Origin of the sequence: Planomicrobium okeanokoites (assembly GCF_003428875.1) — a bacterium.
In the GTDB taxonomy this organism is placed as follows: Bacteria; Bacillota; Bacilli; order Bacillales_A; family Planococcaceae; genus Planococcus; species Planococcus okeanokoites.
The window spans coordinates 40,584-54,286 of the sequence record NZ_QQRS01000004.1 but is presented as its reverse complement, the minus strand read 5'-3'; the positions used below and the strand labels follow the sequence as shown (position 1 = coordinate 54,286).

Below are 13,703 nucleotides of genomic sequence, written 5' to 3'. Positions count from 1 at the left end.
CAGCCTCTTATTTCATTTGACGATGACCACAGGGGCATGGACGCGTTTCGCCACTTTATGGCTGACGCTTCCGAGCACCATTTCCTGGAATGAATTGAGTCCCCGGCTGCCGATGAAGATGACGTCATAATCGTTTTCATTGGCGTGCTTGATGATTGTAGGACCTGGCGTACCGTGAAGGGTCGTGGTTTCATAGGGTATACCCGCAGAGCTGAAGATTTCCTCAAGCGGCAAGAGCAGCTGACGTCGGTAATGATGTGGTTCGTCGCTGTGTTTATCGTGCTGCACTTCCGTCCGGGCTTTTTCATAATCGACTACATAAAGCAAGGTCACAGAGGCGTCTTTGAACACCTTCGCCATCTTCAATGCTTCGGCCGCCGCCCTTCTTGAGTGCTCAGAACCATCTGCCGCTAAAAGTATTTTCTGATACATCGACGTCTCCCCCTCTTTTATGAAAAGCTTAGTGTCTCTATTCGACGTGAAAAGCTTAATTTCCTCTTGGCAAAAAAAGCGCTCATCATTCAAACGGAGGTTTGACTATAACGGCGGAAAAGGCTACACTGAGGAAAACAATCAAATGGATATTTGAATGAAAAGAGGAAGAGCCATGAAAGAGATATGTGAAATTTCGAAAGATCATCCCGGAAAAGTGGAAAATGTTCAAAAACAAATGACGGATCTCACTGATGTGGCGATTCTTTTCAAGGCGCTGGCTGATGAAACACGGCTGAAAATCGCTTTCGCCCTGACGATAGAAGAAGAGATGTGTGTCTGCGATATTGCGGCGGTGATCGGCGGCTCGACAGCTACTGCCTCCCATCATCTGCGGTATCTTCGTGAGCGCAAACTTGCAAAATCCGAACGAAAAGGCAAGCAAATCTATTACTCGCTGTCGGACAAGCACGTCCATCAGCTTGTGACCATTGCGCATGAACACGCGAAAGAAGGTGAAGAAGTTGGTTAAAACATACCGTCTTGAAAATCTGTCCTGCACGAATTGCGCGGCGAAATTCGAGAAGAATATACGCAGCCTGCCGGATATCAAAGAGGTTGAATTGAATTTCGGGGCTTCGAAGCTGACTGTTGATGGTGACGTTTCCATCGCGGACCTGGAGCGCGCGGGGGCATTCGACCATATCCGGGTCTATCCGGAAAGAGCGAAAATCGAACAAACGCCTTTCTACAAACGGCGTCAGACGATTGAAACGGCGATTTCGTTCCTGCTGCTGATTGCCGGTGTCATCCTTTCTTTCCAGACAAGTGAAAGCAACCCTTGGGCAATCGGCCTGTTCGGCGGATCCATGCTGGTCGGCGGCTATCATATGTTCCGTACCGGTTTAACGAACCTTAGCCGCCTTGAATTCGATATGAAAACATTGATGACCATCGCTGTCATCGGTGCTGCCATAATCGGAGAATGGCGTGAAGGCGCTGTTGTCGTATTTTTGTTTGCGATCAGTGAGGCGCTTGAATCGTTTTCGATGAATAAAGCACGCCAGTCGATTCGCAGCCTTATGGATTTGGCGCCTTCACGCGCCTTGATCCAGCGGGATGGTGAATTGATCGAAATGGACACGGAAGAAGTGCGCATCGGTGATGTACTGATCGTCAAACCTGGGCAGAAAATTGCGATGGATGGGGTAGTGCTTCGCGGCGAGTCTGCGGTTAACCAGGCGGCCATTACAGGTGAGTCGATTCCAGAAGTCAAAAAACCTGGGGCTGATGTATTTGCCGGCACGATGAACGAAGAAGGTGCGCTTGAAGTGACCGTCACCAAACGCGTTGAAGATACAACCATCGCAAAAATTATCCACTTGGTGGAAGAAGCGCAGGCGGAAAAAGCGCCGTCGCAAAAATTCGTCGACCAGTTCGCGAAATACTATACACCGGCAATCATCGCCATCGCCTTCCTAACCGCATTGGTGCCGGGGTATCTGACAGGCGACTGGCAGCTGTGGATTTATCAGGCCTTAGCTGTCCTGGTTGTCGGCTGCCCTTGCGCACTTGTCGTATCGACACCGGTCGCAATCGTTACGGCTATCGGCAATGCGGCGAGACAAGGCGTCCTTATTAAAGGCGGCATTCACTTGGAAGAAACAGGCCGCATCAACGTCGTGGCATTCGATAAAACCGGAACGCTGACAAAAGGCTATCCGGAAGTCACGGACGCGGTACCGGAAAATGGGTATACGAAAGATCAGCTCATCCAATTGGCTGCATCAGCAGAAGCGATGTCCCAGCATCCGTTGGCTCGCGCTATCGTCAAGGAAGCGACGCAGATGCTTCCTTCCGAAGGGTTTAATTCGGTCACCGGCAAAGGGGCTTATGCCTTGGTTAATGGAGAGCGGATCCATATCGGCAGTCTGCTGTGGGCGGAAGAATTCGGGTTTGAAATCCCCGAGCATGCCCAAAGCCTGCAGCAGCGCGGTAAATCGGTGATGGCTGTCTTTAAAGAAAAAGAATTTATCGGCGTCATTGCTGTGGCTGATGCGATTCGAAATGAAAGCCCGGCCATTGTGCGTAAATTGAAAGAGATGGGCATCGGCAGCACTGTCATGCTGACAGGCGACCATCCAGCGACCGCTAATGCAATCGCTGGAGAAATCGGCGTCACCGATGTGCGGGCAGGATTGATGCCGCAGGACAAACTATCGGCGATCCGTGAACTCCAGAAGCAATACGGCCGCGTTGCAATGGTCGGCGACGGCATCAATGATGCGCCGGCACTGGCGGCTTCCACAGTCGGCATTGCCATGGGAGGAGCGGGTACAGACACGGCGCTTGAGACAGCTGACATCGCGCTGATGGCTGACGATCTTGAAAAACTTCCTTATACGATTCGACTAAGCCGCAAGACATTGCGTATAATAAAGGAAAATATCATGTTTGCTTTGGGGCTGAAGGTAATTGCTTTGCTGTTGATCATTCCGGGCTGGCTCACTTTATGGATTGCGATTTTCGCGGACATGGGTGCGACCCTGCTCGTAATCTTGAATGCTCTGCGCCTGGTCAAGGTTCAAAAGTAAGCAATGCATGCTTGGAGGATTTGTTTTGAAATTAACTGAATGGACAATGGAAGAGCAGGAACAGCTGATCCATTTTATGACGACGAATTCCTGGCCATATCACGGACAGGAACATCCAGTCCGTGCCTTAATACAGAAGACGATCGAAGAAGGCGGTTACCAGTCTGATCAGGTAACTACCTTCTGGGTTGAAAATGATGAAGGGGAACAGGTCGGGCTTGTGAAAATCTTTGATCTGCAGGACGACATCCCGTTATTCGATTTGCGGATTGCCGATCCATACCGTGGGAAAGGCTACGGGCCGAAAGCATTGAAAATGACGGCGGATTTCGTTTTCTCATTGCCGGAAAAGAAAATCAGGCTGGAAGGGCATACGCGCCACGATAACTTTGCGATGCGCAAGGCTTTTGAACGGACGGGGTTCGTTAAAGAAGCCCATATCCGCCAAGCCTGGTTTTCGGCAAAAGAAAACCGCTATTTCGATGCGGTCACTTACGGAATGACCCGAGAAGACTGGCAACAGGGTGTTACGACGCCTGTTTTATGGGAAGATACGATTGCGGAACCGTCAGGGACACCTTTTAATCCTGTCCTGCTCGAGTTTCCGGAAGAATTCGAATCGGAGCGTTTGCTGATCCGCGCGCCGCGTCGTGAAGATGCGGTCCACAGTTATGAAGCGATCAAGCATTCCATTGAATCGCTGCGTCCCTGGATGCCGTTTGCGCAGAAAAAACCTGACCTGAAGCAGATTGAAGCGAATCTCATCGAAGCGGCTGCTGATTTCCAATTGCGAAAAGATCTCCGCCTTCATTTTTTCCAGAAAGAAACCGGGGAATTCATTGGATCAAGCGGGCTGCACCGCATCGATTGGGAAGTGCGGAAGTTCGAAATCGGCTACTGGGTCGACAATCGTTTTGAAGGAAAAGGGTATGTGACTGAAGCGGTTGAGCGCATAACGCGTTTTGCGTTCGAGGAACTCGGGGCAAACCGGGTGGAAATCAAATGCGATCCTGACAACGTCAGAAGCCGTGCTGTTGCGGAAAGGCTTGATTTTAAACTGGAAGGCATCCTCCGCAATGAGACGATCTCCCGCCTCGACAATAAACTGCGTGATACATGCGTCTATTCGAAAATCAGAGAATAGCAAATATGGATAAACAGAAAAAGAGACGGTGAGGATTGACCCTCGCCGTCTCTTCTTCTATATCCCTTTCCTACCGGAAATCAAGTTAACGATAAGAATGATTGCTGCTACGATTAGTAATAGGTGAATTAATCCGCCTGCTACGTCCATTAAAAATCCGATAAGCCAAATTGCTAAAATAACTACAAGAATAATCCATAAAATACGAGCCATGTGTTTTCACCGACCTTTCTGCTTAGATAGTAATATGTACCCTCAAAAAATACCCCGCAAACCTATCGTGAAAAAAAACTGTAATCGGTGTGGGGAAAGCTCGGTTGTTCACGGGGTGAGGGTATAGTAAACTTAAGGTTAGCCACGTTAGGGAGGAACGAAATTTGCCTACTCCAAGTATGGAAGACCATATTGAAATCATATACTCATTAATCGAACAGAAAGGCTACGCCCGAGTTTCGGACATTGCTGAGGCGTTATCCGTGCTGCCGTCTTCTGTCACCAAGATGGTGCAGAGGCTGGATAAGGACGGCTATCTGATTTATGAACGTTACCGTGGACTGGTGCTGACGCCGCAAGGACAGAAATTAGGCAAACGCCTTGTCAAAAGACATGATTTACTGGAGCAGTTTTTACGGCTGATCGGTGTTGATGAGGAACGCATCTATAATGATGTGGAAGGAATTGAACACCATTTGAGCTGGAATTCAATCAACCGGATTGCTGATCTTGTCCAGGTACTTGAGGAAAATCCTCAATTTATCGAAAAGCTGGAAAAACTTAAAAATGAAGAGAAGAATAGTTAATAGAAACAGGAGGTTTCATTATGGCATTGCATCCAGGTGAAAAAGCAGTATTACAAATCAAGGACCGTTCAGGTTCCCAGTGGATCTTATCAGACGGTTCAGGTGATGAAGTTCTGATGAATGAGTCTGAAATCGAAGAAGGACGCGAAATCGGGGAAGAAATTGAAGTTTTCCTTTACCGAAACCGCCAAGGCGGCATTTCGGCAACACCGATGATTCCGCATATTCTGCCAAGCATTTACGGCTGGGCGAAAGTATTGAAGGTATCCAAGCGCGAAGGAGCAGTCGTGGATATCGGGACTACCCGTGAAGTCTACCTGCTGCCGGCAGATTTGCCGCAATTCGAAGAACTATGGCCACAACAGGGCGATCACATTTTCATGACAATCCGGACAGACCGTTACGGCGATCTTTACGGACGCCTTGCAACTGAAGAGAAGGTCAACGAATTGTATGTTGATGCACCGACGTCTGTCTATAATCAGGATTTGAAAGCAAGGGCTTATCGCTTGCTGCCGGTCGGCACATTCATGATTTCGGTTCCGGAAATGTACCGCATCTTTGTCCATGAAACCGAGCGGGAAGAAGAACCGCGCCTTGGCGAAGAAAAAACGGTGCGTATCATTGGCGTGAAAGATGATGGCACATTGAACGGTTCGCTGCTGCCGCGCAAGCAGGAACGCTTGTCGGATGATGCTGAAACGATTATGCGTTATCTAACGGAATCTGGCGGCCAGATGCCATTCGGCGATAAATCTTCACCAGAAGAAATCCAGGAAATGTTCGGCATGAGCAAAGCTGCATTCAAGCGTGCTTTGGGGCGCCTGTACAAAGACCGTCGAATCGTACAGGAAGACGGCTGGACCAAACTTCAGCAGCATTGATGCAACCTTTCTGAATCGGAATCGTATTATTTCTATGAAAGGGGCTAAAAAGATGAAGAAACTGATAGCAACCATAGCAATGATTTTAATGGTATCGACGCTCGTTCCCACTTGGGCAGCAGCGAATGTCGGCATCAATGAAAAATACGGAGTGCCGATTGTGGTATACGGAGGCAACCTCTCTGAAGACGAAAAAGCGAGTGTCGCTGAAAGCCTGAGTGTCGAAGAAGAGGCGGAAGTGGAAGAAATCGAAGTCACGGGTGAAGACCTTGTCACTTATATCAAAGACGGGGACGCGCGTGCACGTATGTTTTCTTCAGCAAAAATCACCCGTAAAGATGAAGGCGAAGGCCTGGTCATCCAAATCGTAACGCCGGATAACATCACACAAGTAACAACGGAAATGTATGCCAATGCAATGCTGACGGCTGGAATCGAGAATGCGACAGTTGAAGTTGCCGCACCAAAACCGGTAACTGGCCACTCAGCACTTGTAGGTATTTACAAAGCTTATGAAGTAAATGGTGAACAATTGGATCCTGAACGGACAGACGTTGCAAACGATGAACTTGAAGTGGCGACTGAACTCGCTGAAGGTGTAGATGAAGCGAAAGTAAGCGAGTTGCTGACAGAGATCAAAAAGCAGATTGCTGAACAGAATCCTGCTTCACGTGAAGACGTGGAACAGATTGTAGAAGAGCAATTGTCGAAGCTGCAAATTGAGCTGAGCCCGGAAGACCGTCAATTATTGATCGATCTGATGGATCGGATCCGCCAATTGGATATCGATTTTTCCCAATGGTCGACTCAACTTGAAGACTTAAGTAAAACGATCGAAGACAAGATCGGCACAATCGTCAACGATGAAGGATTCTGGAACAGCGTCAAAGAATTCTTCAGAAACCTGGCGAACACTGTGCGTTCGTGGTTTAATTAAGAAAAGCGACTGTGAGAGATAGCCCAAACCAGTTTGGGCTATCTCTTGCGACGAAGCAGCGCAGCGATGCAGGAGCAGCCTTTTCTCCTATGAGCTGGGCGGCAGGAGTCTAGACACAAAGAAACGGACAGCCGAGGCTGTCCGTTTTTTTAGACTGTTGAGAAAGAAAAGCAGGAAACCGATATTCCGCAAAACAGCTTCGCTTTCCTGGGGGCTTGCGCTGAGCTAACTCGGACTCGTTCCACTTCGTCCGAGTGGATCTCAGCACTTCGCTCGAAACAGAGTTGGCAAACCAACTCTATTTCTAATCCCCTGGGAGTCTTCGCTGTTTTGCTTCATATCTTTAGATTGCTTTCTCATAGATGAAGATACCTTTTAATTTGTTGCCATTGAAAAAGTGAATCTATCGATTCCGCGCAGACCTAAAATGAAGCGTCAGGCGGCGAAAGGCAAAGATGTGCTCCTGCATCGCTGCGCTGCTTCGTCGCAAAGAACTGCCCTCGCAAGCTTCGGACAATGCCTTTCCTGCGGAACGCGTCCGCCTAGAGCGAAATGATTTAAGAAGAGTCGGTTTTTTGCACTTTAAGCTAAATCCGTTTTCTTGCTGGTACGCACGAGGAATGTTATTATTTAATTAATATCTCGAATTCAAGATAATTTAAGGAGGCATTTTTTATGAAATTGGAAGGTATTCATCACGTTTCAGCAATTACGGCCAATGCTGATAAAAATCATGATTTCTTTACGCGGATCCTTGGCATGCGGCTTGTGAAAAAAAGCGTTAATCAGGATTCGACATCATCCTATCATTTATTTTACGCAGATGCGGTGGGTACGCCTGGAACAGATATGACGTATTTTGATATTCCGATGGCCGGGCGCACGTATCCCGGTGTTTCAAGCATCAGCAACACCGCGTTCCGCGTGAAAAGTGAGGAAGCGCTGCAGTACTGGCTGAAGCGTTTTGAGGAATTTCAGGTGCCTCACGGTGAAATCCGTGAAAGGTTCAATCGTCAGACGGTTGAATTTCAAGACTTTGAAGGCTCCCGTTTAATGCTAACGGTTGATGAAGGCACAGGGATTGAGTACGGTATCCCTTGGACAAAAGCTGGAGTTCCCGAAGAATATGCGATTGTCGGTTTAGGAAATGTCCGGCTGACGGTCCGTAAAAAAGACCGGACGGCGGCGGTGCTGACGGAAATTATGGGCTTTGAGGAAATCGGTTCCTATCCATCAGAAGTTGATGGCATGGCAGATATTTTTGTCTATTCGACAGGAAAAGGCGGCCCTGCCGGCGAAGTACATGTAGAGGAACGTCCGGATCTTCCGCCGGAACGTCCTGGACGCGGAAGTGTCCATCATGTTGCATTTAGGGTGAAGACCTTTGAAGAGTACAGCAAATGGAATAAATATTTGCGTGATAACGGATTTATGACTTCCGGTGAAGTTGATCGGTATTATTTTAAAGCCATCTATTTCCGGGAGCCGAATGGTATTCTATTTGAGCTTTCCACAGATGAACCGGGATTTGCAACAGATGAACCAATGGAAAGTTTAGGGGAAGACCTGGCTTTACCTCCATTCCTGGAACCAAAAAGAGCTGAAATAGAAGCATCGCTGCGTCCGTTGAGCATTAATAAGCAATAATCGAGGAGGATGGAAGATGGATTTTAAAATGGTGGAGCTTGGCCAGGATGAATTTGCATTCCGCAATGAAGATGGTGGGACGGTTAATGCTGAAATCACCTGGACCCAAATGGCCGATGTTATGGTCGTGGAACATACATTTGTAAATGAAACTATGCGCAACCAGGGACTGGCGAAAAAGCTGGTTGACCGCGCAGTCGAATATGCACGCGAAAATGAATATAAGATTGAACCAGTCTGCTCATACGTAGCGTCTGTATTCGAACGGTATGATGAATATGAGGATGTAAAAGTATAAAAGCAGAAAAGCGACAGTGAGAGATGGCCCAAGAATTTTGGGGCCATCTCTTGCAAGGAAACGCAAAAAAGCAATCCGCCATTCATTATGGTTTGGATTGCTTTTTCTAATGTTCTGTTATGTAGTTTTTCATAACTACCTCCAATTTCTTATAGGAATGTCATTAAGAAAACGATACCAGTCAAAATTGAAGCTCCACCTACACCGTACATGAAATCTGATTGGCTAAATACTAAGTTTTTTTCCATTTTATAGAACCCCTCTCAAATGTTTGTAATTTTGTTTGTTACTAAATAAATACCCGGGCAAAAGCAATTTAAACATGTTTCAGCAAATTTTTTCAGGGAATCTTATTTATGAACAAAGTTTTCTGCATCCCGTTCTGGAAATTAGAACGGCTGCAAATAAGGAGGAGGCAGTTATATGAATAATGGAACGATCAGCAGGACAGGGGAACGGGTCCTCGGCATAATCGGAATTGTATTTAACATTCTTACGATCATTTTATTGGCATGGCTGATTACCAGTATCAGCGGTCTGGAAGGCACTGCCGAGTTTGAACAGTTTGAGCAGGATATCATGAATGATCCCGCTTTTGAGGGAAGTCCGGAAGAAGCTCAAATGGTAGTGGATTTCATCATTGGTGGAACCGGAGTATTCGGCTGGGCGCTCGTGGCAATGCTGGCACTCAGCACGATTCTGGCAATTGTTGCTCTCATTAATTTGAAGAAGACCAGTAACGCAAGCCTTGCAGGGGTGTTCTTCATACTTGCCGGTCTGTTGGCAGGCGTCCTGTCATTGACATCGATTCTCTTCTATATTGCTGCAATCATGTGTTTCGTACGTAAACCGCCGATGCGCGATGATGAATTGCACAGGAGAGATGATGGTGAATACCGCAATGAGAAAATCCGCAGAACGGATGATTCACTCTACCGTGAAGATGAAGTTCGCAGAACGGATGAGCCTGTATACCGTGAAGATGAGGTTCGCAGAACGGATAAGCCTGTATATCGCGAAGATGAAGTCCGCAGAACAGACGACACTGTCCGCCGTGACGAGACTCGCCGTGATGATACGCGCCGCGATGACGATACACCGTATCGCCCGCTATAAACAGTACAAAGAAAAGCACCTGCTCATAGAGCTGGTGCTTTCAAATTGTAAACATATTTTGCTGTCTGCAACGGGTGGCCTTCAAACAGTTCTTCAAATTCTTCGACAAACTCAAAGCCGTTCGCTTCATAAAAGCTGCGGCCTTTTTTATTTTCGCATTCCACATAAACAAAAAGGTTCGAACCATCGAGCAGATAAGCCAATCCGCTGTCGAGGAGTTTTTTTCCATAGCCATTGCGCTGATATTCCGGTTTCAAATACAAGGCAATCAATTCAGCGTCTCCATCATCGTCGAGTTTCGTGAAATTGGCAAAACCTATAGGCTCGCCCTCGTGTTCAGCCAATAGAAGAATGGTTTTTTTCAAGCGCATTTCCATCATTGGGACGGAATAGGATTTATCTAAGAAACTTTGCTGTATATTCACTGGGATTATGTCTTGGTAAGTGTCATTCCAACTGATATGGGCAATTTCCTGAACAGCTGTAATATCTTTGGGTGTACCTGTGCGAATCATGCAATCACCTCGGAAATTCTTTTCGTCATCATATCAAAATTCCCCATGAATAGCCACTGTTGTGGAATAATAGAGACTAAAGGAGTGAGTGGAGTTGACTTGGAAATTTTATGATTTTGATGAACTGACTGCAGCTGAACTCTATGAAATGTTGAAGCTGCGAGTGGATGTCTTTGTAGTTGAGCAGAATTGTCCGTACCCTGAACTGGACGGCCTGGATCAAAAATCGATCCATTTGGCATATAAGGAAAATGGGCGGATCCTTGCCTATTCGCGGCTTGTGCCGGGAGAGCTTAAATATGGTGTGCCTTCAATAGGACGCGTAATTGTCAGCCCGGAAGCCAGAGGTCGCGGCCTTGCGCGCGAATTGATGAACAAAAGCATCGGATTTATTTTCAGTGAATGGCAGCCTGAAGCGATCCGGCTGCAGGGACAGGTCTATTTAAAGGAATTCTACCAATCATTCGGCTTTGATCCGATATCGGGTGTCTACGATGAAGACGGCATCCCGCATGTGGATATGAAGCTGGACAAAGAGGGATGTCCGAACAGTTCAAAGTAGATTAAATAATATGGATAAGGGTATATAGGATAGAAGATATCAATTCGCGGAGGAGTGGATGGAATGGCAAAAGGAAAAGGCAGAGGATTGTTATTGGCGGGTCTTGCAGTAGGTGCCTACACTTACTTCAAAAACCCCGAAAATCGTGAAAAAGCTACATTGGCTTTCAATAATGCGAAAGAGAAGGTGAATTCATATATGGAATCACAAAACCTGGACGACAATAAAAAAACGGCGCACGATGGATCAAAACCGCAGGAGCCGCGTGAAAACAAAATGGTTTCAGAGGGCGCAATGACTTCGGTTCAATATTACAATGAAGAAGAACAGCAAAAAGAAGGCGCAAACGAAGAGAAAACAAAATTATCACCAAATGATACAAGCAAGGAAAAAACGGAAGATACCGAATCCGCATCTCCTGAACCAAAAATAAATACGGACAATATATAAAAGGGCGGTCTGCGGACCACCCTTTTTTCATTTCTTTATTTTCTTAACGTCGCCAGATTCACTGCAGCGGCGCTTAACAGCAGCACACCGCTGGTGATGAATCCGCGGTCGGCGCTTAATGCCAATGCGCCTGTAAAGGAAGAACCTGCTACAACGCCAATCGAAAAGAAGGCGTAAAAATAGCCGTATGCCTTGCCCCGTGAACGTTCGGTTGTTGAATCGATCAATAATGAATTAATGGAGGGGAACAGGAAAGCAAAGCCGATGCCATATGTAATCATACTAGTGTAAAGCAAAGGAGCCGCAGAAACAGAACTCAATAAAAACAAGGAACTGCCCATAAGAAAGAATCCGGCTATTAAAGTATAAACAGGCTTGATCGCATCGAACAGGCGATTCACCGGAAGCAGGAACACGAGAATGGCGGCAATACCGAAAACACTTAATAGCAAGCCGCTCATTTCAGCGGGGAGTCCAAGGCCGGACACTTTCAACGGCAGCATATACGCCAGTACGCCTTGTGAAAACATAAGGAAGAAGGCGCCCATAAAAGCCCGCAATAAACCTGAGTTAAGAATGATCATGTTAAAAGTAAGCGGTTCGGCAGGCAATTCCTTTCTTTTTTTGACAGTGCGGCTCAACAGGAAAAAAGATGAAATGCCGAGAATCAGCAGTAAAGTTCCTGTCACTGCCATGGTCTCAGGCACGCTGGTGCGGCTGGAGAATATCGCGCCGTATGCGGGGCCGATAATAGCAGCAAGTCCCACAAAAGCGCCTGAAACCGCAGCTCCTTTGCCGCGGCGGCTATGGTCTGTGCGGTTGGCCAGATAAGTGAAGGCTGCCGGAACAATCAACCCGGCCGCCAAACCATGGAGAAAGCGGATGGCGAGCAAGCTGTAGGGACCTTCCGCGAGTGAGTAAGTGAAAAGAAAGGCAGCTGTCAGCAGCATTCCGGCCACTAAAATGGCGAAGGGTCCTTTTCTGTCGGAGAATATGCCTGAAACGATATTGCCGAAAGTATTGGACAGTGAATACATGCCGACGGCCAATCCCGTCAAAAATGGCGTCGCCTGCAATTCAATCGCAAAAGGGCTGATGATCGGCAATTGAGCAAAAAGATCGAAGAACGCGAAGAAAATGATGATGTAGATGAATAGCTGCATTGCTGTTCCTCATTCCCTGAAATAATAAAAGATTATGGATTAAGATGGAGTGTTTAAAGGGTAAATAGAAATAATGAAACTATTATACCATCTGGAGGTAGAAAGATGAAAAAGGCGATGTTTATACTGAATCCGTCGGCAGGAAAAGAAAAAGCTGCCGATTATAGAGAAAATGTGGAGAAAACCCTTAAAGAAATGGGATATATTGTCGATACTAAAGAGACGGAAAAACAAAGGGACGCTACCCTTTTTGCTCGTGAGGCCTGTGAGCAGAAATATGATTTTGTTGTGGCCATGGGTGGTGACGGGACGATAAACGAAGCGGTATCCGGTCTGGCGGAGCAGTCTCATCAACCGTTGTTTTCCCTCATCCCTCTTGGGACTGTCAATGATTTTGCGCGGGCACTCGGAATTTCCCTGGACCCGGAAGAAGCTATCGAAGCACTGAAGAAAGGGACCGAGAAAGCTGTAGATATCGCGAAAGTAGGCGATATGTACTTCATGAACATTTTGGCTATCGGTGATATCGCGGAGTCCACTTCTTCCGTTTCGCCGGAGCAAAAGACACGCCTTGGAGCACTTGCTTATTTTATCGAAGGAATTAAAGCGATTACGTCGGATGAAGAAACTTATTTCGAAGTTGAACATGATCATGGCGTTTGGAAAGGCGACGCCAAACTGGTTCTGGTCGCATTGACCAATTCGGTGGGCGGATTTGAAAAGCTGGCACCGGAAGCATTGACGGATGACGGGCTGCTTCATCTATATATCATAGAACACGCAAAACTTGCCGGTTTTGTCAGAATGGCAGGAGCATTATGGCGGGGGAAACTGGAGGAAGACCCTGAAGTTGAAGCCATCCATACAACAAAAGTGGTCATCCGGACAAAAGAGCCGTTAATTTGTAATATTGACGGTGATGAAGGATGTGCAACACCCTTTAAGATTGAAGTCCTGCCACGGCATATTCGTGCGCTCATTCCGCCAGACAAAGAAGAATTAGAAGAGTAGAATAATAAAATCATTATAGCGGGAAAGGTGTGACGCATTTCAGAAATATTAAATGTATGTTACTTTTAGAGAAAAAGCGAGATTTTTTATAATGTTTGCGGTATGTTTAGTATATATTTAGGGAAGATATTTCCTATAAAATTCTCGGAT

16 protein-coding genes are annotated in these 13,703 nt (G+C 46.7%); 12 read left to right on the top strand and 4 right to left on the bottom strand.

Translation table 11 applies throughout. The features are described 5' to 3' along the window. Positions 1-12 precede the first annotated feature (12 nt). Positions 13-432, bottom strand: a complete 420-nt coding sequence (locus D2910_RS10185; protein ID WP_084243067.1) for a universal stress protein — start codon at positions 430-432, stop codon at positions 13-15. 175 nt (positions 433-607) lie between these two features. Here D2910_RS10185 and D2910_RS10180 point away from each other — a divergent pair, with 175 nt between their 5' ends. Genes D2910_RS10180 through D2910_RS10170 form a run of 3 tightly spaced genes read left to right on the top strand, consistent with a single transcriptional unit; the run spans position 608 to position 4,170 of the window. Further along, entirely contained in the window at positions 608-964 is a 357-nt protein-coding gene (locus D2910_RS10180; RefSeq protein WP_117313427.1) for an ArsR/SmtB family transcription factor, read from the top strand. Then, entirely contained in the window at positions 930-3,026 is a 2,097-nt protein-coding gene (locus D2910_RS10175) for a heavy metal translocating P-type ATPase (protein WP_117313426.1), read from the top strand. Before D2910_RS10180 ends, D2910_RS10175 begins: the two co-directional genes overlap by 35 nt. Positions 3,027-3,051: 25 nt before the next feature. After that, complete coding sequence (locus D2910_RS10170) at positions 3,052-4,170, top strand: GNAT family N-acetyltransferase (protein WP_084243064.1); 1,119 nt, start codon at positions 3,052-3,054, stop codon at positions 4,168-4,170. 57 nt (positions 4,171-4,227) lie between these two features. Here the strand turns inward: D2910_RS10170 and D2910_RS10165 are convergent, their stop codons facing one another. Further along, positions 4,228-4,383 (bottom strand): lmo0937 family membrane protein, encoded by a 156-nt coding sequence (locus D2910_RS10165; RefSeq protein WP_117313425.1) that lies wholly within the window; start codon positions 4,381-4,383, stop codon positions 4,228-4,230. 164 nt (positions 4,384-4,547) lie between these two features. Between D2910_RS10165 and mntR the strand changes: the two genes are divergently transcribed. From mntR to D2910_RS10135, 6 genes are all read left to right on the top strand, one after another. Beyond that, positions 4,548-4,970, top strand: coding sequence for a transcriptional regulator MntR (gene mntR / locus D2910_RS10160; protein WP_084243063.1), 423 nt, complete (start codon positions 4,548-4,550; stop codon positions 4,968-4,970). Positions 4,971-4,990: 20 nt separating this feature from the next. Then, positions 4,991-5,854: a CvfB family protein gene (locus D2910_RS10155; RefSeq protein WP_084243062.1), complete on the top strand. Its 864-nt coding sequence runs from the start codon at positions 4,991-4,993 to the stop codon at positions 5,852-5,854. Positions 5,855-5,906: 52 nt separating this feature from the next. Then, positions 5,907-6,791 (top strand): DUF1002 domain-containing protein, encoded by an 885-nt coding sequence (locus D2910_RS10150; protein ID WP_084243061.1) that lies wholly within the window; start codon positions 5,907-5,909, stop codon positions 6,789-6,791. Positions 6,792-7,466: 675 nt separating this feature from the next. Continuing rightward, positions 7,467-8,438 (top strand): ring-cleaving dioxygenase, encoded by a 972-nt coding sequence (locus D2910_RS10145; RefSeq protein WP_084243060.1) that lies wholly within the window; start codon positions 7,467-7,469, stop codon positions 8,436-8,438. Between the two features lie 16 nt (positions 8,439-8,454). After that, a complete protein-coding gene (locus D2910_RS10140) occupies positions 8,455-8,736 on the top strand; it encodes a GNAT family N-acetyltransferase (protein WP_084243059.1) in 282 nt (93 codons plus the stop codon). A gap of 423 nt (positions 8,737-9,159) precedes the next feature. Continuing rightward, the gene (locus D2910_RS10135) at positions 9,160-9,852 is read left to right on the top strand and encodes a DUF4064 domain-containing protein (protein ID WP_117313424.1); all 693 of its coding nucleotides are present in this window, start codon (positions 9,160-9,162) and stop codon (positions 9,850-9,852) included. Between the two features lie 23 nt (positions 9,853-9,875). Here D2910_RS10135 and D2910_RS10130 read toward each other — a convergent pair whose 3' ends face one another. Next, complete coding sequence (locus D2910_RS10130; RefSeq protein ID WP_084243057.1) at positions 9,876-10,367, bottom strand: GNAT family N-acetyltransferase; 492 nt, start codon at positions 10,365-10,367, stop codon at positions 9,876-9,878. A 94-nt stretch (positions 10,368-10,461) separates the two neighbouring features. On the opposite strand from D2910_RS10130, the gene D2910_RS10125 reads away from it, so the two are divergent. Next, the gene (locus D2910_RS10125; RefSeq protein ID WP_117313423.1) at positions 10,462-10,929 is read left to right on the top strand and encodes a GNAT family N-acetyltransferase; all 468 of its coding nucleotides are present in this window, start codon (positions 10,462-10,464) and stop codon (positions 10,927-10,929) included. 63 nt (positions 10,930-10,992) lie between these two features. Beyond that, complete coding sequence (locus D2910_RS10120; RefSeq protein WP_084243055.1) at positions 10,993-11,379, top strand: hypothetical protein; 387 nt, start codon at positions 10,993-10,995, stop codon at positions 11,377-11,379. Positions 11,380-11,414: 35 nt separating this feature from the next. Here D2910_RS10120 and D2910_RS10115 read toward each other — a convergent pair whose 3' ends face one another. After that, positions 11,415-12,542: an MFS transporter gene (locus tag D2910_RS10115; protein ID WP_117313422.1), complete on the bottom strand. Its 1,128-nt coding sequence runs from the start codon at positions 12,540-12,542 to the stop codon at positions 11,415-11,417. Between the two features lie 105 nt (positions 12,543-12,647). Here D2910_RS10115 and D2910_RS10110 point away from each other — a divergent pair, with 105 nt between their 5' ends. Then, positions 12,648-13,553, top strand: a complete 906-nt coding sequence (locus tag D2910_RS10110) for a diacylglycerol/lipid kinase family protein (protein ID WP_084243053.1) — start codon at positions 12,648-12,650, stop codon at positions 13,551-13,553. Positions 13,554-13,703: the final 150 nt, after the last annotated feature.

Excerpts from the sequence above, each read along its gene's own strand:
- D2910_RS10185 (WP_084243067.1), bottom strand. The coding sequence starts at position 432 with ATGTATCAGAAAATACTTTTAGCGGCAGATGGTTCTGAGCACTCAAGA.
- D2910_RS10180 (WP_117313427.1), top strand. The coding sequence starts at position 608 with ATGAAAGAGATATGTGAAATTTCGAAAGATCATCCCGGAAAAGTGGAA.
- D2910_RS10175 (WP_117313426.1), top strand. The coding sequence starts at position 930 with ATGAACACGCGAAAGAAGGTGAAGAAGTTGGTTAAAACATACCGTCTT.
- D2910_RS10165 (WP_117313425.1), bottom strand. The coding sequence starts at position 4,383 with ATGGCTCGTATTTTATGGATTATTCTTGTAGTTATTTTAGCAATTTGG.
- D2910_RS10155 (WP_084243062.1), top strand. The coding sequence starts at position 4,991 with ATGGCATTGCATCCAGGTGAAAAAGCAGTATTACAAATCAAGGACCGT.
- D2910_RS10150 (WP_084243061.1), top strand. The coding sequence starts at position 5,907 with ATGAAGAAACTGATAGCAACCATAGCAATGATTTTAATGGTATCGACG.
- D2910_RS10145 (WP_084243060.1), top strand. The coding sequence starts at position 7,467 with ATGAAATTGGAAGGTATTCATCACGTTTCAGCAATTACGGCCAATGCT.
- D2910_RS10140 (WP_084243059.1), top strand. The coding sequence starts at position 8,455 with ATGGATTTTAAAATGGTGGAGCTTGGCCAGGATGAATTTGCATTCCGC.
- D2910_RS10135 (WP_117313424.1), top strand. The coding sequence starts at position 9,160 with ATGAATAATGGAACGATCAGCAGGACAGGGGAACGGGTCCTCGGCATA.
- D2910_RS10130 (WP_084243057.1), bottom strand. The coding sequence starts at position 10,367 with ATGATTCGCACAGGTACACCCAAAGATATTACAGCTGTTCAGGAAATT.
- D2910_RS10120 (WP_084243055.1), top strand. The coding sequence starts at position 10,993 with ATGGCAAAAGGAAAAGGCAGAGGATTGTTATTGGCGGGTCTTGCAGTA.
- D2910_RS10115 (WP_117313422.1), bottom strand. The coding sequence starts at position 12,542 with ATGCAGCTATTCATCTACATCATCATTTTCTTCGCGTTCTTCGATCTT.
- D2910_RS10110 (WP_084243053.1), top strand. The coding sequence starts at position 12,648 with ATGAAAAAGGCGATGTTTATACTGAATCCGTCGGCAGGAAAAGAAAAA.